This window comes from Dellaglioa carnosa (assembly GCF_026948345.1).
GTDB lineage: Bacteria > Bacillota > Bacilli > Lactobacillales > Lactobacillaceae > Dellaglioa > Dellaglioa algida.
Window position 1 is genome coordinate 346,366 of sequence record NZ_JANXLI010000001.1, and the last position, 23,820, is coordinate 370,185.

Genomic DNA, 23,820 nt, shown 5'->3' on the forward strand with positions numbered 1-23,820 from the left:
AGGAGTAAACTAAAGATGAGTAAAGAATTATTAAGCGCACTAACAGTGCTAGAAGAAGAAAAGGGTATCAAAAAAGAAGTAATTATTGACGCTATTGAGGCAGCACTTGTTTCAGCATACAAACGTCATTATAATCAAGCACAAAATGTTGAAGTCGAATTTGATTCAAAAAAAGGCAATATTTCAGTTTATGCCGTTAAAGAAGTTGTTGAAGAAGTTTTTGATTCACGTCTTGAAGTTAGTTTGACGGATGCTTTAGAAATCAATAAAGCCTATGAAGTTGGAGATTCAATCCGCTTTGAAGTAACGCCTAAAGATTTCGGTCGAATTGCCGCACAAACGGCTAAACAGGTTATTATGCAACGTGTACGTGAAGCGGAACGTAGTATTGTTTACGACCAATATATTCAATACGAAAATGAAATTGTTAGTGGCGAGGTAGAACGCCATGATAATCGCTATATTTATGTGAATCTAGGTAAGGTCGAAGCTGTATTAGCTAAGATCGACCAAATCCCTGGCGAAAGCTTTAATCCGCATGATCGTATAAAAGTTTATATTACAAAAGTTGAAAATGCTGCTAAGGGACCTCAAGTTTTTGTTAGCCGCTCACATCCTGATTTATTAAAACGATTATTTGAACAAGAAGTTCCTGAAATTTATGATGGAACAGTTGAAATTGTTTCAATTGCACGTGAAGCTGGTGATCGTGCTAAGGTTGCTGTTCGTTCAAACAACCCAGATATTGACGCTGTTGGTACTTGTGTTGGTCCTAAGGGTCAACGTGTCCAAACAATTGTTAACGAATTAAAAGGCGAAAACATGGATATTGTGGAATGGAATGAAGATCCCGCAAAATACATTGCGAACGCATTGAACCCCGCAGAAGTCGTTGATGTCATTTTCAATCCAGAAAACGATCATGCATGCACGGTTGTGGTACCAGATCATCAATTATCATTGGCAATTGGTAAAAAAGGTCAAAATGCACGATTAGCTGCAAAATTAACAACATTTAAAATTGATATTAAATCTGAATCTGATATGGTTAATAGTAGTAAAGAAAAATCAGTTTCTGAAACAAACGAATAAGCCGACCAAAATTGATCGGTAATTGATTTGGAGGCAAATTAAAATGATTAATCGTAAAATTCCAATGCGGAAAGATATCGTTACGGGTGAAATGAAACCCAAAAAAGAGCTTGTTCGTGTTGTGAAAAATAAAGAAAATGAAGTATCTTTGGATCCAACTGGTAAAAAGCCAGGCCGTGGCGCTTATATTTTTCTTGATGTAGACGTGGCTAAGAAGGCACAAAAAGAAAGAACGTTTAATAAAGCGTTTGGTATCAAAATTGACGATTCATTTTATGAAGAACTTGTCGAATACGTTGATCATCAGGTAGCTAGACGAGAATTGTTTAAAGATGGAAAATAGTCAAAAATTCTTACAAATGCTAGGTTTGACCAGACGCGCAGGAATGTTAGTGACTGGCGAAGGATTAGTGTTAAATGCTGTCAGAAAGAATAAAGCGAAATTGGTTATTCTCTCTGAAGATTGTGGACAAGCGACTTTAAAAAAAGTAACAGATAAGTGTAACAGTTATAATGTGAAATTATATGTTGGCTTTTCAAAAGCCATTTTAAGCGAAGCCGTTGGACAACAGCGCACGGTTTATGCTATTACCGATAAGGGTTTTAGCAGAAGGATGTGTGACTTAATGGATATATAGAAGGAGCATGCAAATATGGGAAAAAAAAGAATTTATGAATTAGCTAAAGAGCTAGATTTGAATACTAAAGATGTTATCGATTTTGCAACAACAAAAGGATTTGATGTTAAAAATCATATGTCAACTATTGGTGACAATGAAGAACGTCAAATCCGCGATAACTTTAAAAAAGGGACTGCTAAACCTGCAGCCGTAAAGAAACCCGCTGCAAAGGTTGCACCCAAAGCTGCAACGAATAAACCAGCTGCTAAGAAACCGGCACAACCTGTTTCAAAAACAACGAGCAGTAAACCTGCCGCTCAAAAATCAAATCCGGCAGCAGCTAAACCAGCTACTACTACGGCGAGTGCAACAACTAAAGCAACAAGTGACAAACCTGCAAGTCGTCCTCAAAATAGTACGCAATCAAGTGCTAGAACTGCTAATAACGGTAACGCTAATCAGCAAGGACGTTCGAGATTTAATAACAATAACCGTTATGGGAATAATCCTTATAACAAACGTAACAGAAATAAGAAAAACCGTCGCTCAACGACGCCAAAACCACCAGTATCACCTAGAAAAGATAAACCATTACCAGAAATCTTATTTTACAATGAAGCAACAAACGTTGCAGAAATTGCTAAAAAGATTCATCGCGAACCAGCAGAAATCATCAAAAAATTATTTATGCTGGGCGTAATGGTTAACCAAAATCAAACACTTGATACGGATACAATTGAAATCTTAGCATCTGAATATGGAATCAAATCAGAAGCTAAAATTGATGTTGATGTTGCCGATATTGACAAGTTGTTTGATGCTGAAGTTAAAAATGAAGATAATCTTGTTTCAAGACCACCAGTTGTTACAATCATGGGACATGTCGATCACGGTAAGACAACCTTACTTGATAAATTACGCCATACTCATGTTACTGACGGTGAAGCCGGCGGTATTACGCAACATATTGGTGCTTACCAAGTAAAACATGATAACAAAACGATTACTTTCTTGGATACACCTGGACATGCTGCATTTACAAATATGCGTGCCCGTGGTGCAGATATTACTGATATTACAGTATTAGTTGTTGCTGCTGATGATGGGGTTATGCCTCAAACAATCGAAGCAATTAATCATTCAAAAGCTGCAAATGTTCCAATTATTGTTGCGGTTAATAAGATTGATAAACCTGGTGCAAATCCTGCCCATGTTACAGAACAATTAGCTGAATATGAATTAATTCCTGAAAGTTGGGGTGGCGACACAATTTTCGTTGAAATTTCAGCGAAGACTGGTGACAACCTTGATGAGTTATTAGAAATGATTTTACTTGAAGCTGAAGTTCTTGAATTAAAAGCAAATCCAAAACAAAAAGGTATCGGTTCAGTTATTGAAGCACGTCTTGATAAAGGCCGTGGAACGGTTGCTTCATTACTTGTTCAACAAGGAACTTTAAAAGTTGGGGATCCAATTGTTGTTGGGAATAGTTTCGGACGTGTCCGTACTATGACAAATGATAAAGGTCGTCAAGTCAATAAGGCTAAACCTGCAACGCCAGTTGAAATTACTGGGTTGAACGATGTTCCAGGTGCCGGTGATCGTTTCGTTGTCTTCGATGACGAAAAAACGGCTCGTGCGGCTGGTGAAGAACGTGCTAAACGTGCCTTAACAAAGGAACGTGGAAACGTGACTCACGTAACGCTTGATAACTTGTTTGATTCTCTTAAAGAAGGCGAATTAAAAGAAGTTGCTGTTATTATTAAAGCCGATGTACAGGGATCAGTTGAAGCTCTTGCAGGTAGTTTGAAGAAGATTGATGTTGAAGGCGTTCGTGTTAACATTATCCATCAAGCTGCTGGTGCAATCACTGAAAGTGATGTTACCTTAGCGGAAGCAAGTAACGCTATTATCATTGGTTTCAATGTGCGTCCAACACCTCAAGCTAAACTTCAAGCACAATCTGATGAAGTGGATATTCGCTTACATCGTGTTATTTATAACGCGATTGAAGAAATTGAAACTGCCATGAAAGGGATGCTTGAACCCGTTTATGAAGAAAAAATTACGGGTCAAGTTGAAATTCGCGAAACATATAAAGTTACAAAAGTTGGAACAATCGGTGGTGCTTATGTCACTGAAGGTTACATCGAAAGAGATAGTGGCGTTCGTTTAATCCGTGACGGAATTGTGATTTACGAAGGTAAATTAGCAAGTTTGAAACGCTTTAAAGATGACGTTAAGATTGTTAAACAAGGTTTCGAATGTGGTGTCATGATTGAAAAATACAATGACATTAGAGAAGGCGACCAAATTGAAGCCTACGTTATGGAAGAAGTTCCAGTTAAATAATTCATAACAACTATTAGGAGGATATACAATGACACAACATTATCGTGTGGGTCGTTTATCACAAGAAATCCAAAAAGAAGTTAATGACATTCTTTTAAAACGCGTGAGAGATCCTCGCGTTGAAGGTGTTACAATTACGGGTGTAAATGTGACTGGTGACTTGCAACAGGCGACAATTTACTACAGTATTTTGTCAAATATGGCATCAGATGCACAAAAAACACAACGTGGTTTAGAAAAAGCTTCTGGATTAATTCGTGGTGAACTTGGATCAAGACTCTCGATTTATAAAACACCAGAATTAGCTTTTGTGAGAGATGAGTCAGTTCAATATGGCGACAAAATTGATCAACTGCTTAAAAAAATAGATTCTGAATATTAATTTAAAAGTCTTAAAACATTATTTAATAGTGTTTTAAGACTTTTTATTTTAAATTTTTATACTAAGGTACAAACGATATCCTTCAGTTTGATGATTATGCTATACTATTAAAAGTATAATAACGGAGGTAAGAAGATGGACGGAATTATTCCACTATTCAAAGAACGTGGTATGACTAGTCACGATTGTGTTTTTAAATGTCGTGGTATTTTTCAAACCAAAAAGGTTGGCCACTCTGGTACTTTAGATCCAAACGTTGATGGTGTTTTACCAATTTGTATTGGTAAAGCAACGAAGACCGTAAACTATTTAATGAATTCTGGTAAAGTGTACAAGGGTGAGATTACGCTTGGATTCTCTACTGAAACTGAAGATTTAGATGGTGAGACAATTGAAGAAAAAGATATTTTGAAACCATTTGAAGCGGATGAAATTGATGCTGTTATGAAACAAATGACGGGAACAATGATTCAAATACCGCCAATGTTTTCTGCCGTTAAAGTTAATGGACGTCGGTTGTACGATTATGCACGTAAAGGTGAGACGGTTGAACGACCAGAACGAGAAATTACTGTGACTTCGTTTATTCAAACAAAGCCCGCAGAATATGACGCCGAAAATAAAAGACAAAAAATTTATTTTGAAGTTGCCTGTGGTAAAGGGACTTATGTCAGAACGTTGGCTGTTGATCTTGGAAAAAAATTGGGTGTGCCTGCCGTTATGTCGGACTTGACCAGATTGGAAAGCGGCGGTTTTAGAATTGATAAAGCTTTCACGCTTGATCAACTTAATGAAGCCAAGGCTAATGGAACATTGGAATCATTATTATATCCAATTGACGCCGCATTAACGTCATTTAAAAAGTATGAATTAACTGATGAACAATGGGCGATTGTTAAAAATGGTGGTTTCTTGGCTGTTGATTCTTTTAATGACGAACCGATAGTTGCATTAGTTTATGAAAATAAAATTAGATGTTTGTATAGATTGAACAGTGAAAAAGACCGTTATCAATCTGAAACAATGTTTGATTTAGGGTAAAGGAAGTTATTGTGATATGAAAGTTATTTATTTAACTGAGCCATACGATCCTAAAAAAATTGATGACGAGGCAATCTCGCTAGCTATGGGATTTTTTGATGGCGTTCATTTAGGACATCAAAAAGTAATACTAAAGGCTAAACAAAAAGCCAACGAAAAGAAGATTAAACTTGCGGTGATGACGTTTGATAAGCATCCTTCGGTTCAATTTCAAAAGAAACCTGAACGAAGTATTAAATACTTAACCTCCATGGAAAAGAAAATTTCATTAATGGAGGGACTAGGTGTTGATATTTTTTATATCCTAACGTTAAACAATGATTTGGCAAGTTTAACACCACAGGATTTTGTTACCAAGTATATGATTGAGCTGCATGCACAAGTTGTTGTTGCTGGGTTTGATTATACTTATGGTAAAAAAGATATTGCTAATATGGACACATTGTCCAAGTACGCTCATCAACAATTTGAAGTTGTAACTGTACCTGAATTGATATCTGAAGATCAAAAGATAAGTTCAACTAGAATTAGGGCTGCTATCGACAAAGGGCAGATAAACGACGTGAACAGATTGTTAGGGTATGAGTATCAAACGATTGGTGAGGTTGTTCATGGCGAAGCTAGGGGTAGAGAACTTGGGTTTCCGACGTTGAATCTAGAGTTTAACGAGCATATTCGAATTCCGGGACCTGGAATCTATGTGACAAGGGTCCAGGTATCTGGTGTCTGGTATCGTGGAATGGCATCTATCGGATATAATGTCACATTTGGGCAAGATCGTGAATTAACCGTTGAAATTAATTTGTTTGATTTTAATGAAATGATCTATGGTCAACAGGTAACGGTCGAATGGCTGTCATATTTGAGAAGTGAAATTAAATTTGATGGGATTGATGGATTAATCTCACAGTTAAATCAAGATAAAAAAATGACAAATGCTTATTTTAATTAATTAATCTAAATAAATCATAAATGACTGACTAAATAGAGATATTTAGTCAGTCATTTTCTTTAAAAAAACGAGTGCATTCCTTGACAACAATCTAAACATTTAGTATATTAATAGTTGTCTTAGCACTCTATTGTGCTAAGTGCTAAAAAGAGGTGATTGATCATGCTAACGGAAAGACAAATGTTAGTGTTAGAAGCAATTGTCAGAGTTTATACGGAAGTTGGACAGCCGGTTGGTTCTAAATCGGTCGTCGATTTTTTGCCAATGCATGTTAGTTCGGCAACGATAAGAAACGAAATGGTCGCCTTGGAGAATAAAGGGTTAATTAAAAAAACGCATTCTTCTTCAGGACGCATCCCTTCGTTTTTAGGATATCGTTATTACGTAGACCATATTGTTCAACCCGGAGTTGTTCCGGCGGCAGAACTGGTGAATATTCAGAATTCTCTTGGCGTTCATTTTCAAAAGATTGATGAAATATTTGCGGAATCAACTAAGATTCTTTCAGATTTGACGAATTATACGGCAATTTCATTACGACCTGAAACAACGGAGAGTCGACTCGAAGGATTCCGATTAGTTCCACTAGGAAATCACCGGATTATGGCTATTCTTGTTATGAGTAGTGGCGTTGTTGAAAATCAAACGTTTAGTATTCCTAAATCAATTAATGGTTCAGATTTGGAAGCTGTAACGAGGTTGTTGAACGATCAATTAATTGGGTTATCATTAGCCGAAATTTCTATGAAGCTAAGGACAAGTATTCCGGTTATGTTGGTTGATTATATGCGTAGGCCGGATGGCATTCTAGATGTTTTTGGCAACATTTTAAAGCAGGCAGCACGTGAACAGGTATTTGTTGGTGGTAAATCAAATATTTTAGATTTTGCAACTGACAGTAACGTGGATGAACTAAAATCACTGTACGATTTAGTAGATACATCGAATAATAAGAATATTGGCGATTTGATTGGCATTCAAGGTAAACCCATTCAAATTAAGATTGGTGAGGAATTAACGAATCAATTGCTTGATAACTATAGTCTAATATCAGCTAGTTATGATGTTAGCGACCATGGTCAGGGTGTTATTGCGTTATTGGGTCCAACAAATATGCCATATTCAAAGATGATTGGTTTACTCGATGCATTCAGTGATGAGCTTGCAAAAAAATTATTAGATTATTATCAACAATTTGATAAATAAGAAAAGGGGTGTTGTGTGTGGTTAAAGATGCCAAAGAAGATTTAGTTGAGGAAGATGTTGCACAAGAGCAACATCAAGCTAATGAAACAACTGATCAAAATGAGAAAAAAAGTTCTGTTACTGATAAAGTAAAAGAAAAATTTAGTAAAAAACCTTCTGACACAGATAAGTTGGCTGAATTACAAGTCAATCTAGATGCAATGGAAGATAAATATTTACGGGCAGAAGCCGAGATGGCAAATATGAATACTCGCTTTAAGAAAGAACAAGAACAACTCTTGAAGTATAGTGGACAGTCATTAGCTAAAGACGTTTTACCTGTTATTGATAATTTAGAAAGAGCATTGTCAATTGAAGTTGATACTGAAAATGGCGAACAACTAAAAAAAGGTATCGAATTAGTTTACAAAGATGCACAAAAAGCGTTAACTAATAATGACGTGATTGAAATTGCAACAGATGGCGTTATGTTCGATCCAACTATTCATCAAGCGGTTCAAACTGTTCCCGCTTCTGATGATCAGAAGGCAGATACAATTGTTCAAGTCCTTCAAAAAGGATACAAATTAAAAGATAGAGTGTTACGTCCAGCAATGGTCGTTGTCGCTCAATAATAATATAAGAAGAGGTAGATAAATTATGGCAAAGATTATAGGAATTGATTTAGGAACAACTAACTCAGCTGTTGCTGTTTTAGAAGGTAAAGAAGCAAAAATTATTACAAATCCAGAAGGAAACCGTACAACACCATCAGTTGTTTCATTTAAAGATGGCGAAACACAAGTCGGTGAAGTGGCTAAACGTCAAGCAATCACAAATCCAGATACTGTGGCATCAATTAAACGTCACATGGGTGAAGAAGGCTATAAAGTTGATATTCAAGGTAAATCATATACACCACAAGAAGTTTCAGCAATGATTTTACAATACATTAAAGAATATTCTGAAGCATACTTAGGCGAATCAGTAACACAAGCTGTTATTACGGTTCCTGCATACTTCAATGATTCACAACGTCAAGCTACAAAAGATGCCGGTAAAATTGCTGGTTTAGAAGTTGAACGTATCGTTAACGAACCAACTGCAGCAGCTTTGGCATACGGTCTTGAAAATACTGAAAAAGATGAAAAAATCCTTGTTTTTGATTTAGGTGGTGGTACATTTGATGTTTCTATCCTTGAATTAGGCGATGGTGTCTTTGAAGTGTTATCAACAAATGGTGATACTAAACTTGGTGGCGATGATTTTGATCAAAAAATCATGGACTGGTTAGTTGATACTTTCAAAAAAGAAAATGGTATTGATTTATCAAAAGATAAAATGGCAATGCAACGTCTTAAAGATGCTGCTGAAAAGGCTAAAAAAGATGTTTCTGGTGTTACTAGTGCACAAATTAGCTTACCATTTATCACAGCCGGTGCTGCTGGACCTTTACATTTAGAAGCAACATTATCACGTGCACAATTCGATAACTTAACACAAGAATTAGTTGAACGTACACGTATTCCAGTTCAAAATGCTTTGAAGGATGCCGGTTTAACAAATGCTGATATTGATCAAGTTATCTTGGTTGGTGGATCAACACGTATTCCAGCAGTTCAAGCATTAGTTGAAAAGGAAACAGATCACAAACCTAACCAATCAGTTAACCCTGATGAAGCTGTTGCACTTGGTGCCGCAATTCAAGGTGGTGTGATTACTGGGGATGTTAAGGATGTCGTTTTACTTGATGTAACACCACTTTCATTGGGTATTGAAACAATGGGTAGTGTCTTTACTAAGTTAATTGACCGTAACACAACAATTCCAACAAGTAAGTCACAAACATTCTCAACAGCTGCAGATAACCAACCAGCCGTTGATATCCATGTCTTACAAGGTGAACGTCCAATGGCTACAGATAACAAAACATTGGGTCGCTTCCAATTAAATGATATTCCTGCTGCACCTCGTGGCATCCCTCAAATCGAAGTTAAATTTGATATTGATAAAAATGGGATTGTTAATGTTTCTGCTAAAGATTTAGGCACAAACAAAGAACAAAAAATTACAATCAAGAGTTCAGGTGGTCTTGCAGAAGACGAAATCGAACGCATGGTTAATGAAGCTAAAGAAAATGAAGAAGCTGATAAAGCACGTAAAGAAGAAGTTGACTTGAAAAATGAAGTTGACCAATTATTATTCTCAGTCGATAAAACTTTAGAAGAATTAAAAGGTAAAGTAACTGAAGAAGAAATTAAATCTGCAGAAGACGCTCGTGATGCTTTGAAGAAAGCTCAAGAAGATAACAACGTTGAAGATATGAAAGTTAAGAAAGACGAATTGAATAAAATTGTTCAAGACTTAACTGTTAAATTATATCAACAAGCACAAGATGCTCAAGGTGAAGCTGGTGCCGAAGGCGCAGCTAAAGACCCTAAGGATGAAACAGTCGATGGTGACTTCGAAGAAGTTAAACCTGAAGACAAGAAGTAATTTTTACTAAATTCTAAGCATGATGGAAAGTCAAAGGCCTTTGGGACTTTGACTTTTTATTTCATGTTAGGCATGTTATCCTATTTAGAGCAATAAAAACCAAAAAGGTTATTCGGAGGTACGGAATGGCAGAGAACAGAGATCCATATGATGTACTTGGTGTGACTAAGGAATCATCACCTGAAGAAATAAAAAAAGCGTACCGTAAGTTATCTAAACAATATCATCCAGATATTAATAAAGATGCTGGTGCAGAAGATAAATTCAAAGAAATTACTGAAGCTTATGAAACTGTTGGAGATCCTCAAAAGAAAGCTGAATATGACCAATATGGTTCGGCTGGATCACAAGGTGGTGGCTACCGAGGTTTTGGTGGTCAAGGCCAACAAGGTGGATTTGGCGGCGGTGGATTTGAAGATATTTTCAGTTCATTTTTCGGTGGCGGTGCTACTCAAGATCCAACTGCTCCGCGTGCAGGACGTGACTTACAATACGAGATGACATTAACATTTAATGAAGGTGTTTTTGGTAAGGAATCAACAATCAAATACAATCGTAAAAGTCTTTGTGCCACTTGTGGCGGTTCTGGTGCAAAACCTGGAACATCTCCAATTACATGTCGCAAGTGTGGCGGCCGAGGTACAATTCAAGTTGAACGTCGGACACCACTTGGCAATATGATGACTGAACAAGAATGTGACGTTTGTCATGGTTCAGGTAAAGAAATTGAAGAAAAATGTGAAACTTGTCATGGTTCAGGTCATACTGACGAAAGACATGAAGTTAAAGTAACCGTTCCTGCCGGCGTTGAAGATGGTCAACAAATGCGTCTACAAGGACAAGGTGAAGCGGGCGAGAATAGCGGACCTTATGGAGACTTGTACATTATCTTTAGAGTCCAAGCTAGTGGAACCTTTGATCGCGAAGGATCTGAGATTTATATTGATGTCCCAATAAGTTTCGTTCAAGCCGCTTTGGGTGACGAAGTGACGGTTGAAACGGTACACGGTGATGTTAAAATGAAAATTCCAGCTGGAACTCAGACGGGAACAACATTTAGATTACGTGATAAGGGTGCACCTAAATTACATGGTAAAGGTAATGGTGACCAACAAGTGACGGTCAATATTGAAACGCCTCGTAATTTGAAAAAAGAACAAAAAGAAGCCTTAAAAGAGTTTGCTACGGCCAGCGGCAAGAATGTTGTTGGTGAAGGTAACTTGTTTGATAAGTTAAAAGATCAATTTAAGGGTAAAAAATAAGTAAATTGGAAGATAGGATCGTCTTGATGAGATGATCCTATCTTTTTTTGCACAAGAACTGTAATTGTGTTTACCTGTGTTGATTGTTATAATTGAAAAAGATAGAGACAAGAAAGTAGGACGCAATTAATGGATTTTGAAGAAATGCAAGACAGACAAAAACATATTCGTAATTTTTCGATTGTGGCACATATTGATCACGGAAAATCAACGCTTGCGGATCGTATCCTTGAGATGACTGATACAGTTACGAAACGTGAGATGAAGAATCAATTATTGGATTCAATGGATCTTGAACGAGAACGTGGTATTACAATAAAATTAAATGCGGTTGAGTTACATTATCTTGCTAAAGATGGTGAAACATATATCTTCCATTTAATTGATACGCCAGGACACGTTGATTTTACCTATGAGGTTTCAAGAAGCTTGGCTGCTTGTGAGGGTGCCGTGCTTGTTGTTGATGCCGCTCAGGGGGTTGAGGCACAAACACTTGCAAACGTTTATTTAGCAATCGATGACGATCTTGAAATCTTACCAGTCATTAATAAAATTGATTTACCATCTGCTAATATTGAAATGGTGAAAAAAGAAATTGAAGATGTTATTGGATTAGATGCTTCTGATGCCGTTTTAGCGAGTGCAAAAAATGGAATTGGTATTGAAGAAATGCTTGAACAAATTGTTACAAAAATTCCTGCGCCAAGTGGTGATTTAAAGAAACCGCTCAAGGCATTAATTTTTGATTCAATTTATGATAGCTATCGTGGTGTTGTTTTAAGTATCCGAGTAGTTGATGGTGTCGTAAAACCTGGTGATACGATTGAATTAATGAATAGTAAGAAAAAATACGAAGTCACAGAAGTTGGTGTTATGTCACCTAAGGCCGTTGACCGTGAATTCTTAATGGCTGGCGACGTTGGTTATATTACAGCGGCGATTAAAGATATTCGTGATACGCGAGTTGGTGATACAGTAACATCAGCAGATAATCCTGCTACTGAACCGTTAGACGGTTATCGCGCAATTAATCCGATGGTTTATTGTGGACTCTATCCCGTTGATAATTCAAAATATAATGAATTACGTGAAGCACTTGAAAGATTACAGCTGAATGATGCTGCACTACAATTTGAGCCAGAAACGTCTCAAGCCTTAGGATTTGGGTTCCGTTGTGGGTTCTTAGGGTTATTGCACATGGATGTTGTTCAAGAACGCTTAGAACGTGAATCTGGGCTAGATTTGATAACGACGGCACCATCCGTTATTTATCATGTTGATTTAACCGATGGTGAGAAATTAATTGTTTCTAATCCTTCTGAAATGCCAGAACCATCATCAATTAAACAGATTAACGAGCCATACGTGAAGGCAAGTATTATGGTACCTAACGAATATGTTGGTGCGGTTATGGAACTTTGCCAGAAAAAACGTGGCGTTTTTGATACCATGGACTATTTGGACGAATTCCGCGTCAATATTATTTATCATATGCCTTTATCGGAAATTATTTTTGATTTCTTCGATAAGTTAAAATCAAATACGCGTGGATATGCTTCTCTTGACTACGAAGAAGAAGGTTATCGTCCAAGTGATTTAATTAAGGTTGATATCCTATTAAATGGTGAAGCAGTTGATGCTTTGAGCTTTATCGTCCATCGAGATTTCTCGTTTGAACGTGGTAAAGGAATTGTCAACAAACTACGGACATTAATTCCCCGTCAAATGTTTGAAATTCCAGTCCAAGCTGCGGCCGGGCAAAAAATTATTGCGAGAACCAATATTAAAGCTTACCGTAAAGATGTTACGGCTAAGCTTTATGGTGGGGATCGTACGCGTCGCATGAAACTGTTAGAAAAACAAAAAGCTGGTAAAAAACGAATGAAGCAAGTTGGTAACGTTGAAATTCCTCAAGAAGCGTTTATGGCTGTCTTGAAGATTGACGAAGAGGAAGAAACTAAGAAAAAATAGATTTTTTAAATTAAATATTAGTATATAAAAGACTGGTTTTTATTGTGGGTTCACCTCAATTCAGTCTTTTTGTATTTCAATGAATAAATATACTGGAGGATTTTTTAAGTTGACTATTAAAATAACCAATGTAAACCCGGATGACTTATTAGATATATTCAAAATTGAAGAAGCTGGATTTGTTCCAGAACAGGCGGCAACGAAAGAAGCAATTGCCGAAAGAATCGAACATATTACGGATACATTTTTTGTTGCTCGCAACGATGATAATAAGGTCATAGGTTTTATTAATGGGCCAGTCGTTAATCAACGATATTTAACAGATGATTTATTTATAAAAACGACCGTAAACCCTGCGAACGGAGGATTCCAGAGTATTTTAAGTTTAGCTGTTTCTGCAAAGTATCAGCATCAGGGAATATCGGGTCAGCTACTTAAAGCTATGGAAGAAAATGCGTTATCTAATAAGCGACAAGCGGTTACTCTGACGTGTTTACGCGAACTTATTGAATTCTATGAAAGACATGGCTATAAAAATGAAGGAATGGCGTTATCTGAGCATGGCGGAGCAGAGTGGTTTAACATGGTTAAGGTTATTTAGTTATTGAAGAATAATACTTAAAATACCAGGATGAGTACAACTTGCTTGTTGTATTCCTCTTTTTTTTGTACACTAAAGTCATTAAAGGGGAGTGACTATGATGGAAACAGATAAAAGTTGGACTTGGTACCATGAACAATGGGGGAAACCGACGTATGAGGATTCCAAGCTATTTCAATTATTGACGATTGGTATTTTTCAAGTAGGTTTGAATTGGAAGATGATTGCCGGAAAACGAGACGTTTTTGCAAAATATTTTTATGATTACAACGTAGAACGAGTGGCCGCGATATTACCTGACGAAATAGAAGTTATGTTGAAAGATAGTGACATGATTAAGAATGAACGGAAAATTAACGCAACGATTAATGATGCTCAAGCAGTTTTAGCCATTCAAAAAGAATATGGTAGTTTTTCAAATTATTTATGGAAATTTGTTGATGATAAACCCTTAATAAATGAATATACTGAACGTGATGAAGTACCGACAAGTAGTGAATTATCAAAAGCGGTTGCAGTGGACATGAAGAAACATGGCTTCACATATGTTGGACCGATTGTTATGTATATGTTTATGAAAGCTGGCGGAATGGTTCAGGACAATGTATTAAATGAATGAAAAAATGGTAACTAGATTAAAATATAATCTAGTTACCATTTTTGTTTATGATGAGAATGAGTCCGTATTTTGCATATAAACCATCTCGTCGTATGAAATTTGTTCTCGAAGTGAGTTTGCCGTTTCTCGTGAGATTAAGTTTTGTTCTAATTGAAGTTGAACAAAATTGTATTCTAGCTGGAAGGCACTTATAAAGATATTATTTTGTGAAATAAGTTCAGTTTCATTTGAAAATGACCGTCTATGACGGACTGATAAAAATTGTCTGACCATGGTGACAGTCATAGAATTTTCAACAGTTGTAATGGATGTTAAGTAGTTGATTGCGGCCTGGTAGCCAGATTCTTCCATTAAAATAAATTCGTCTTTAGTGCTACTGTAATATTTTTTAAAGGCAGATTTCTGATCTCCTGTAACTTGAGATAAAGCTTTCTTTCCTTTTTTGATAGCGAGTTTTTTAAATAAGCGTAGTAAATAAAATTTTAAATGCATGAGCAAATTTTTTAATGAAAATCCACGTGTTGATTGATAGGTAGTCACTAAAAATTTCTCGTACCACGTTACCATTTTTTCTGAAACCTGACCACTCGATAGTAGTTCGCGTAAAATATTTTCTTCAATTTCTTGTGTTTTTTCCAATAGTTCATAAAAATCATTCTTTTTGGGTCGTTTTAAAAAATTCTGTTGGTTGTATAATGTTTCAATGACTATTTGACGTTCTGGGCTAGGAACTGTCGTCATATTAAGCTGTTCAACCGTATAAATAACCATTTGTGAACGAACACGACTCGTATTTTCTGGAATAGCAAGTTCATTCTTTTTAGGGATCAGACGTGGTAACAAAAGCGTTGGAACAATCATACTAATCAAAATAACGAGTGCGGCCATAAAAATAATTTCGTTTCTCATCGGAAATGGTGCACCTGAAATTGTTATTAATGGCAATGAGTAGGCCATTGATAATGTAATTGTTCCATGAATACCACTCAAGGCGAATGTTAAATTATCTTTTATTGATGACATATTTAATACGAAACGAGCCCATAAGAAGCGCATTAATGTCATAACAGCGTAAATACCTAAACTAATGGCGAATAAAATTAATGAATTGAACCCTGAACCTTTGAATAAATCTAACGTGACCGTTGGTAATGTTAACCCTAAAACAACAAAGACAAAGCCGTTTAAGGCATCTGTCAGTACTTTCCAGAGACTACTTGATACAAACTGTAGCTTAGTTGAAGATAATCTTAAACGGTCTTTTTGAACGCCATGTATTAATCCTGCGGCAACGACAGCTAAAATACCTGAAAAACCAAATTCTTCAGAGATAAAATAAATGAGAAAAGGCGTTATGATTTCGATGGGAATCATAACGGCAGTGTCTTCAATATTCCAACTTAACAACGTCAATCGTATTCTAACGAATATGAGGCCAAGAAAGCCACCAATTAATAGACCACCGAAAAATGATGCGTTAAAAGCGTTCAGACCTTCATTTACAGAAAACGTACCGGAGGCAAAAGCCGTTAGGGCTAAATTAAGGCCAACGATACCGGATGCATCATTGAATAACGATTCATTTTCCAATATATTCATCATTGATTCAGGGATCGGTAAATTTTTAGTCACTGAAGAAACGGCAACCGTATCCGTGGGTGTAACAATTGCGGCTAACGCAAATGCTAGAGCAAGAGAAAGTTCTGGCAAGAAGGTGTGAGCTAGAAAACCCGTGACAACAATGGTTAGTCCAACTAGTACAATGGCCAGTGAAAGTGTGGCTAAAATGTTTTTAGCCAATGCACGCCTAGATGTATTTTGTGCTTCATTAAAAATAATGGGTGCAACGATCATCATAAAAAATAATTCTGGTTTTAGTTCGAAATGTTGAAAAAGTGGTAATAGTGATAGACCTAAACCAATGCCGATTTGATAAAAGGCTTGTGGAATTCTAGGAAATTTAATGGCAAATACATTTGCGATAACTACGCCACCAAGTAGTAATAAAATAATGGATAAGGAACTCATAATTAAATCCTCCGAAAACTTCTTTTAGAATGGACTCTATATTAACACATGTCGGAATTTAACGACATATAAAAAGGACTAAGTTATCTGAAATAACTTAGTCCTTTCATTTATTATACGAACAAATTAATAATCATAACGCCACCAAGTCCAGAGACGGAAACGACTGTTTCCAGAACCGTCCATGTTGCGAGTGTTTCTTTAACAGATAAATCAAAGTATTCTTTAATCATCCAGAAACCTGCATCATTAACGTGTGAGGCAATTAAACTACCAGAACCAATTGCAATTACCATTAATGCTGGATCAACACCTGTACCTGCCATTAATCCACTAACAAGACCAGCTGCAGTCAATGCAGCAACTGTCGCAGAGCCAAGAGAAACTCTCAGTAGTGCAGCAATCAACCAGCCTAAGAAAAGTGGTGATAATGAAGATGACTCAAACATTTTTGAGATAACATCTGCAACGCCACCGTCGACAAGTACTTGTTTAAATGCGCCACCACCACCAATAATTAATAGTAACATTGCAATTTGTTTAACAGCTACTTCAAGAGATGACATAATATCTTTAACGGGTATTTTGCGTGCAAATCCCATTGAATAAATAGCAAACAATAGCGAGAGAAGCATAGCCACGCCAGGAGCACCGATAAACATAAAGAATGAATCTACTGAGTTTGGATTTTTCGGCTGAATTCCTTTATTAACAACCATATCGTAGATCGTTGAAATGGCCATAATGATAACAGGGAATAATGATGTTAACGTACTCATTCCAAAACTAGGTGTATCTTCAAGCTTGAATTCCTTTTGTGTTCCTAGTGCACTTAAATTCCCTTTTTGCTTAAATGCTGAAGGAATATATTTTTGGGCAACGACTGCAAAGAGCGGTCCCGCAATTAAAGTCACAGGAATGGCTAATATTAAGCCATAAATGAGAACCATCCCTACATTAGCATTTAGAGCTGATGCAATTGCCGTTGGCGCTGGATGAGGAGGCAAGAATCCATGGGTAACAGAAAGTGCAGCTGCCATGGGAATCCCAAGGTATAAGATTGAAATACCCAATTCTGTTGCGATTGCAAAAATAATTGGAATTAATAAAACAATACCCACCTCGAAGAATAAGGCGATACCAATAATAAATGATGCTAATACAACAGCCAATTGAATCCATTTTCGACCGAAACGATTAATTAAGGTAGTCGCAATTCGGTAAGCGCCACCCGAATCCGCTACTAATTTACCAAGCATGGCACCAAATCCGAAAACTAATGATAGATGGCCCAATTGACTACCAATCCCATTTTCAATTGAGGTTGTAATTTTATCTAATGGCATCCCCAAGCCTATGGCAACAGCAAATGACGTAATAATTAATGAAACAAATGTATTTAGCTTAAACTTAATAATTAATAAAAGTAAAAATAAGATTCCAATAAAAACGATTAAAAGTGGCATAATAGCTTTCCCCCAGTGGTACTAGATTTGATGATAATGTTTACGTTGGAAATCAGAAATGTTTTTATATTCAGAACTCAATGATCGACTTAAACGAACAAATATAGGTAACAATTCACGATAGACTTCAAAATTTTCTTTTTGTGGTTGATGAACATGCGTTGAACCAATCATATTTTCAACGGCAGATAAATCAGCAATTAAGTGCAAACTTTCCATACCTAAAACGGCCGCACCAAGACAAGAACTTTCAAAGCTTTCGGGAATTGTAACTTCTTGCTCAAAAATATCAGCCAATAGTTGACGCCATAATGAAGACTGAGCGAATCCCCCTGTTGCTTGAATTCTAGTAGGACTTCCAGAAACTTCGGTTAATGCCAACATGACCATATCCAAATTAAAGACAATTCCTTCTAGGACGGCACGCGCCATATGCGCACGTGTATGTTGTCGTGTTAATCCGAAAAATGAACCTCTGGCATTTGCATCCCAAAGAGGTGCACGTTCGCCACCAAGATAAGGATGGAAGAGTAGTCCATCGGATCCAGCAGGGACTTTTTCGGCAATCTGAGTAATGATTTCGTATGGATCAATCTGCATTTGTTCAGCGGTAATTTTTTCGGGCGTAAATATCTCATCTCTCAACCAACGGAAGACGATCCCTCCATTATTAACCGGCCCGCCAATAACCCATTTATCTTTTGCGAGCGCGTAACAGAATAAACGTCCTTTAGGATCTGTAACGGGGTGATCAATAACCATTCTGACTGCACCACTTGTGCCAATTGTAACGGCTGCAACGCCTGGATCAATAGCGTCGACACCAAGGTTTGAAAGGACCCCATCACTTGCGCCAATAATAAATGGTACTTTACGACTAATACCCGTTTTTTTAGAAAATTCTTTATCGAGTCCTGTTAATTGGTAAGTTGTCTCGACTAATTCTGGTAACTTCTCAGGCGTAACTCCGGCTACTGATAGTGCTTGTTCATCCCAATCTAAATTAAAGATATTAAACAAACCTGTTGCCGATGCTAGTGAATGATCAATAACAAGTCGATCAAATAATTGATATAAAATATAATCTTTAATACCAACGAAGTAGGCTGCTTGACCAAATAAATCTGGTTTTTCGTTTTTTAACCAAATTAATTTCGACAATGGCGACATTGGATGGATAGGTGTTCCGGTTTTGAGATAAATTTCATGACCAATACCTGACTCATTTAAATCGTCACTCCATTTGCTGGCTCTATTGTCAGCCCAAGTGATTGATCGCGTAAGTGGTTTGTGATTTTTATCGAGTAATATTAAGCTATGCATCGCGGCGGAAAATGCGACACCTTTTAAATCAGTGGAACTTAGATTTGCCTTTTTATTAACCTGAGTAATTGCCTCAGTTACGGCAGCGTAAATTTCTTCAGGATCTTGCTCAGCCATTCCATCTTCTTCTTGATAAAGTGGGTAACCGATGTTTGCGTATTCAATTACGCTACCTTTAAGATCATATAAAACTGCTTTCGTGCTGGTTGTTCCGATATCGACACCAATCATGTATGGCATAGTAGAAATCTCCTTAAGTAAATAGTATTGTGGACGATGTTTTCGATAATAAGTTGGTTAACGCTTACATTATCTTCTTTAGAGAATTATAAAGCAACTAATTAACCTCTACCTGAAATTTGATAGGAGCGGATAAATAGCTAAGCCAATTAAAAAGACTGAAAAAAAGAGCGCTAGCATATGTTGATGATGATTACCACGATGCAATAATAAATTAGAGCCCGCGAGAATAATGATGTAACAACCAAGTGATATTAGAAAAATGAATGTGTCCGTAATTGGGTTCAAACTAACAAGTAGGAACAAACCTAGTATTAAAAGCCAATTACGACTATTTTTCTCCCAGGCTAATGAGCCAAAAAATAAAGACTTATATGAAAATTTGCGACGTTTTGTTTTTGCAGATATATAAATCATGGTTGTCATGGTAAACCAAACCAAAATAATTGCTGGACCTAGATATTGCATAAATGAACCTCATTAAATTTAATTTTTTGAAAACAAAGTTGATAATCTTGTCATAAATACGGATAAGAAACGTTCTGTTTCAACAGCTATAGCTACTTCTGTTGTGGCTTCATTTGAATTCAAACGTCGTTCATCACCAATTGTTCGACCACTGAAAGGCGACTTTGTGTCAACTTTCATATTAATTGGTAACGTTGTGACCAGAGAGGGATCTATTGCAACTGCGACGGCAAGTGGGTCATGAAGGGCACAACCATCCAAATTAGTTTTCAAACTTGCATAAGCTTCAATATAAAAATCTACGATATCAGCAAAGGCACGACTTGAAGTACTGTTGAGTTGTCGCCATTCTTGTGTTTCCTTTTTTGTTAAAAGTGTCTTAAGTGTCACATCTAGACCAACCATTGTAATTGTTAGCTTGCTTTGAAAAACTTCATTAGCAGCTTCAGGATCTTGATTAATATTTGCTTCAGCTACGGGACTGACATTTCCGGGGATTGTTAGAGCACCTCCCATTAAAACGACTTTACCAATTAACGTTTCAATTTCAGGTGCTTGTTTAATTGCTAATGCTAAGTTTGTTAATGGTCCGGTTGGGACGACAATTAAATCTGACTGAAATTTTTTTGCGGAGTCAATTATAAAATCAATACCGGACCCTGAATGAGGTGATTGGTCAGATTTTGGAATAGTGATATCGCCTATACCATTCATACCATGAATTTCTTGGCTAATTTTCAAAGTATCAAAAGAGTGCGTTGTTAACGAATGTTCTTCGCCAAGATAGACTGGAATATTGGGCTGACCAAGTAGTGTAAGTAAGTCTAAACTATTTTGAACGCCATCTGACATTTGTAAGTTACCATAAGATCCAACGATACCAATTAAATCAATTTCCTCACTAGCAAGTGCATAAGCAATTGCCATCGCGTCGTCAATTCCAGTATCTAAATCTAAAATCATTTTTTTTCTTCCCATAATAAAACCTCCTCAATATTTTATAACTTCAGTTTACCAAAAAAAACGATAAATTGTTATCGTTTCCCCCTATATTTAATGCACGAATGGCAACAATGCTTTATAATAACAATTGAGAGCTAAACAATAGTTAGTGTATTTAAAATATAGTTAAATATGAGGTGACGGCATGGCACAAGAAACATTATTAGATTACTTAAAGAATGAATTGCCAAAAATAGATTTTGATGGCGATATCGAGTTGGATTGGCAAAAAAAAGATCATACTTTTACCGTAGATTTAACATTTTATGCGGAAAATAAATCACAACAAGCAATCTTAGATATTGAGGGCGTTAACTCTGAGTTACCCATCATATCATTTGGGGATGCGATATTATTATATGACGTAGAACGTTTTGATCCAAAAGAAGTTGAAAAAGATTATTTAGTTACGTTACCATTTGATGGTAAAGCAGGATGGAAACACTCAGAAGGTGCCGCATTTATTAACTATTTACAAGTTGTGTTAGATAACGGTCAAAGTGATTTACTAGATTTCTTAAACGATGACGACGCTGAATTTTTTGAATTAGGTTGGTCAGCTAGCGACTTTGAAAAAATTCAAAAAGCACAAAGTACACAAAAAAGTATGCGTTTGGTATACCCAAAATTTTAGGAGGATGTCAATTTGAAGTGGACCGAATTAAGTGTCTTAACTAGTAGTGAAGCTGTTGAAGCCGTTTCAAATATTTTAATTGAAAGTGGTGCCGAGGGCGTTCAAATTGATGACTCAAAAGACTTTGAAAAATTGATGCAAGATAATTTATCTGGGTACGATTTTGGATTAGTTGAACATCAAGTTGAAGGTGCTAAAGTATCTGCATTCTTTCCGGAAATAGTATTTATTCCCGAAATATTACCCGTTATCCAAAGTAAGGTTAATCAGTTGGTAGATTTTGGTCTTAATATAGGACAGGGATTAATTGAATCGACTGAAGTTGATGATCAGGGATGGGGATTAGAATGGCAACAATACTATCACCCCGTTAGAGTGACCCGTTTCTTAACCATTGTACCAAGTTGGGAGAAATACGAACCCAGCCAGTTGGACGAAAAAGTGATTCAGTTAGATCCAGGAAAGGCGTTCGGAACGGGGACACATCCAACAACTCGATTAGCCTTAGTTGCATTAGAACAAGTCATTCGTGGTGGTGAAACGATGATAGATGTTGGAACTGGCTCAGGAGTTCTAAGTATTGCCGCCAAACATTTAGGCGTTAGCCAGATTGATGCTTATGATTTAGATGATATTGCAGTTGAAGCCGCAGTGTTAAATTTTAACTTAAATCCAGTTGCGAGTGAAGTTCATGTTGCGGCAAATGACTTGCTGAACGGTATCGAGAAACAAGTTGATTTAATTGTTGCTAATATCTTGTCTGAAATTATTGTACCTCTAATTCCACAAGCTAAAAATAGTTTAAATTCTGGGGGTTATTTCGTAACTTCTGGTATCATTGCGGATAAGGTTAATTTAATTAAATCATCACTGATAAATGGTGGGTTTGAAATACAGCAAATATTAAATATGGGTGATTGGTTTTCAATCATTGCAGTTAAAATGGACTCGGAAGGTTAGGGACTAAGGATGCAAAGATATTTTTTGAAATCTAATGAGTTGGTTTTGACGGATGAAGATTTCCATCATGCCACTAAGGTTATGCGTTTATCGGTTGGCGATAAGGTTGAATTAGTGAAGCAGTCAGAGGAAGTTGTCGTCGCAAGAGCGACACAAATTACCGATGATTTCGTTAATTTTGAGTATCAAATCACAGTAGAATCGCAAGTTGAATTACCAATTGCAGTTACAATTGCGTCAGCCCTTTCGAAAAAAGACAAAGCTGATTGGATTGTACAAAAAGGGACTGAGATGGGTGCTAGCAGATTTATCTTTTTTAATAGTGATTTTTCTATCGCTAAATGGGATCAGAAAAAACAAGCTAAGAAAATTGAACGGCTACAAAAAATTGCTCAGGGCGCAGCAGAGCAATCGCATCGAACTGTAATTCCAACAATTGCCTATGTTAATAAGATTGATGAATTATTTCAACAATCTTATGATATTCAGATTGTTGCCTACGAAGAATCAGCTAAGCAAGGTGAGGTTAGTCAATTAAAAAAATCATTTGATTTAATTAAGCCTAATCAAAATTTGATTGCAGTGTTTGGTTCAGAGGGTGGTATTTCCGAAGCTGAAATTAATAAATTATCTTCAGCTGGTTATAAAAAAGTTGGTCTGGGGCCTAGAATATTACGTGCGGAAACAGCTCCATTATACCTATTGGCGAGTCTTTCATTTTTTAGTGAATTAAGTTAAAATGAAGCATGAGAAAATGAAATGAGGAAAAATTTTTGAAAAAAGTATTAAATATAACTTCTGCATGGTATTTGGCAGTAGGTGTTGCCGTTGGGGTTGTTTTACCAATGTTGTTAACCTTGGCCAATGCAAATGACGTTGTGAAGATTGGTGTTTCGTTATTTGTAGTAAATGTGATTTATGCCATTGCTGTTGGTGTCGTTGTAGGTAAAAGTAATCACAGCTTAATTTTTGTTTTTTTCTTCCCGATAATTTTTGCAATTGGCGTCTTATTTCACTTGTTTCAAAGTGTCATGATTCTTTTTGCACTCATTTATCTCTGCTTGTCGTTATTAACATGGGGAATTTCAAAAAATTAATTATGAATACGTAAGTACGCCGACTGGAT

The 23,820-nt window shown here is 36.5% G+C and carries 23 protein-coding genes; 18 read left to right on the forward strand and 5 right to left on the reverse strand.

The features are described 5' to 3' along the window. The first annotated feature begins 15 nt into the window (after positions 1 to 15). The 14 genes from nusA to N0K80_RS01745 all read left to right on the forward strand — a co-directional run bounded on the left by nusA (position 16) and on the right by N0K80_RS01745 (position 14,573). Positions 16 to 1,092 carry a transcription termination factor NusA gene (gene nusA, locus N0K80_RS01680; RefSeq protein ID WP_269023577.1) on the forward strand — a complete coding sequence of 359 codons (1,077 nt, stop codon included), beginning with the start codon at positions 16 to 18 and terminating at the stop codon, positions 1,090 to 1,092. A gap of 43 nt (positions 1,093 to 1,135) precedes the next feature. Continuing rightward, positions 1,136 to 1,435, forward strand: coding sequence for an RNase P modulator RnpM (gene rnpM, locus N0K80_RS01685; protein WP_057973620.1), 300 nt, complete (start codon positions 1,136 to 1,138; stop codon positions 1,433 to 1,435). Beyond that, positions 1,425 to 1,730 (forward strand): L7Ae/L30e/S12e/Gadd45 family ribosomal protein, encoded by a 306-nt coding sequence (locus tag N0K80_RS01690; RefSeq protein ID WP_057973619.1) that lies wholly within the window; start codon positions 1,425 to 1,427, stop codon positions 1,728 to 1,730. The genes rnpM and N0K80_RS01690 overlap by 11 nt, the downstream gene beginning before the upstream one ends. 15 nt (positions 1,731 to 1,745) lie before the next feature. Next, positions 1,746 to 4,064 carry a translation initiation factor IF-2 gene (gene infB / locus N0K80_RS01695; RefSeq protein ID WP_269023578.1) on the forward strand — a complete coding sequence of 773 codons (2,319 nt, stop codon included), beginning with the start codon at positions 1,746 to 1,748 and terminating at the stop codon, positions 4,062 to 4,064. A 28-nt stretch (positions 4,065 to 4,092) separates the two neighbouring features. Next, positions 4,093 to 4,446, forward strand: coding sequence for a 30S ribosome-binding factor RbfA (gene rbfA / locus N0K80_RS01700; protein WP_057973617.1), 354 nt, complete (start codon positions 4,093 to 4,095; stop codon positions 4,444 to 4,446). Between the two features lie 135 nt (positions 4,447 to 4,581). Further along, positions 4,582 to 5,487 carry a tRNA pseudouridine(55) synthase TruB gene (gene truB, locus N0K80_RS01705; protein WP_269023579.1) on the forward strand — a complete coding sequence of 302 codons (906 nt, stop codon included), beginning with the start codon at positions 4,582 to 4,584 and terminating at the stop codon, positions 5,485 to 5,487. Between the two features lie 16 nt (positions 5,488 to 5,503). Next, on the forward strand, positions 5,504 to 6,439 hold the full coding sequence (gene ribF / locus N0K80_RS01710) for a riboflavin biosynthesis protein RibF (protein WP_269023580.1): 936 nt from the start codon (positions 5,504 to 5,506) through the stop codon (positions 6,437 to 6,439). 162 nt (positions 6,440 to 6,601) lie between these two features. Continuing rightward, entirely contained in the window at positions 6,602 to 7,645 is a 1,044-nt protein-coding gene (gene hrcA / locus N0K80_RS01715; RefSeq protein ID WP_057973614.1) for a heat-inducible transcriptional repressor HrcA, read from the forward strand. Between the two features lie 17 nt (positions 7,646 to 7,662). Further along, positions 7,663 to 8,259 carry a nucleotide exchange factor GrpE gene (gene grpE / locus N0K80_RS01720; RefSeq protein ID WP_269023581.1) on the forward strand — a complete coding sequence of 199 codons (597 nt, stop codon included), beginning with the start codon at positions 7,663 to 7,665 and terminating at the stop codon, positions 8,257 to 8,259. A 25-nt stretch (positions 8,260 to 8,284) separates the two neighbouring features. After that, positions 8,285 to 10,120: a molecular chaperone DnaK gene (dnaK, locus tag N0K80_RS01725; protein WP_112249964.1), complete on the forward strand. Its 1,836-nt coding sequence runs from the start codon at positions 8,285 to 8,287 to the stop codon at positions 10,118 to 10,120. A gap of 125 nt (positions 10,121 to 10,245) precedes the next feature. Next, positions 10,246 to 11,382, forward strand: coding sequence for a molecular chaperone DnaJ (gene dnaJ, locus N0K80_RS01730; RefSeq protein ID WP_057973611.1), 1,137 nt, complete (start codon positions 10,246 to 10,248; stop codon positions 11,380 to 11,382). Positions 11,383 to 11,511: 129 nt separating this feature from the next. Then, complete coding sequence (gene lepA / locus N0K80_RS01735) at positions 11,512 to 13,353, forward strand: translation elongation factor 4 (RefSeq protein ID WP_146342152.1); 1,842 nt, start codon at positions 11,512 to 11,514, stop codon at positions 13,351 to 13,353. 109 nt (positions 13,354 to 13,462) lie between these two features. Next, entirely contained in the window at positions 13,463 to 13,954 is a 492-nt protein-coding gene (locus tag N0K80_RS01740) for a GNAT family N-acetyltransferase (protein WP_269023582.1), read from the forward strand. 97 nt (positions 13,955 to 14,051) lie between these two features. After that, positions 14,052 to 14,573 (forward strand): DNA-3-methyladenine glycosylase I, encoded by a 522-nt coding sequence (locus N0K80_RS01745; RefSeq protein WP_269023583.1) that lies wholly within the window; start codon positions 14,052 to 14,054, stop codon positions 14,571 to 14,573. A gap of 45 nt (positions 14,574 to 14,618) precedes the next feature. On the opposite strand, the gene N0K80_RS01750 is transcribed toward N0K80_RS01745, so the two are convergent. From N0K80_RS01750 to N0K80_RS01770, 5 genes are all read right to left on the reverse strand, one after another. Next, on the reverse strand, positions 14,619 to 16,601 hold the full coding sequence (locus tag N0K80_RS01750) for a cation:proton antiporter (RefSeq protein WP_269023584.1): 1,983 nt from the start codon (positions 16,599 to 16,601) through the stop codon (positions 14,619 to 14,621). Positions 16,602 to 16,714: 113 nt separating this feature from the next. Further along, complete coding sequence (locus tag N0K80_RS01755; RefSeq protein WP_146342149.1) at positions 16,715 to 18,067, reverse strand: gluconate:H+ symporter; 1,353 nt, start codon at positions 18,065 to 18,067, stop codon at positions 16,715 to 16,717. Positions 18,068 to 18,088: 21 nt separating this feature from the next. Continuing rightward, a complete protein-coding gene (gene gntK / locus N0K80_RS01760; protein ID WP_112249960.1) occupies positions 18,089 to 19,630 on the reverse strand; it encodes a gluconokinase in 1,542 nt (513 codons plus the stop codon). Between the two features lie 108 nt (positions 19,631 to 19,738). Further along, on the reverse strand, positions 19,739 to 20,098 hold the full coding sequence (locus tag N0K80_RS01765; RefSeq protein WP_269023585.1) for a hypothetical protein: 360 nt from the start codon (positions 20,096 to 20,098) through the stop codon (positions 19,739 to 19,741). A gap of 18 nt (positions 20,099 to 20,116) precedes the next feature. Further along, positions 20,117 to 21,076 (reverse strand): nucleoside hydrolase, encoded by a 960-nt coding sequence (locus N0K80_RS01770; protein WP_269023586.1) that lies wholly within the window; start codon positions 21,074 to 21,076, stop codon positions 20,117 to 20,119. 169 nt (positions 21,077 to 21,245) lie between these two features. Here N0K80_RS01770 and N0K80_RS01775 point away from each other — a divergent pair, with 169 nt between their 5' ends. From N0K80_RS01775 to N0K80_RS01790, 4 genes are read left to right on the forward strand one after another with little or no spacing between them, the layout of a single operon-like run. Then, positions 21,246 to 21,734, forward strand: coding sequence for a DUF3013 family protein (locus tag N0K80_RS01775; protein ID WP_269023587.1), 489 nt, complete (start codon positions 21,246 to 21,248; stop codon positions 21,732 to 21,734). Between the two features lie 12 nt (positions 21,735 to 21,746). Beyond that, positions 21,747 to 22,694, forward strand: coding sequence for a 50S ribosomal protein L11 methyltransferase (gene prmA, locus N0K80_RS01780; RefSeq protein ID WP_269023588.1), 948 nt, complete (start codon positions 21,747 to 21,749; stop codon positions 22,692 to 22,694). 9 nt (positions 22,695 to 22,703) lie between these two features. Beyond that, on the forward strand, positions 22,704 to 23,432 hold the full coding sequence (locus N0K80_RS01785; RefSeq protein ID WP_269023589.1) for a 16S rRNA (uracil(1498)-N(3))-methyltransferase: 729 nt from the start codon (positions 22,704 to 22,706) through the stop codon (positions 23,430 to 23,432). 35 nt (positions 23,433 to 23,467) lie between these two features. After that, positions 23,468 to 23,791 (forward strand): hypothetical protein, encoded by a 324-nt coding sequence (locus tag N0K80_RS01790; RefSeq protein WP_146342142.1) that lies wholly within the window; start codon positions 23,468 to 23,470, stop codon positions 23,789 to 23,791. Positions 23,792 to 23,820 lie beyond the last annotated feature (29 nt).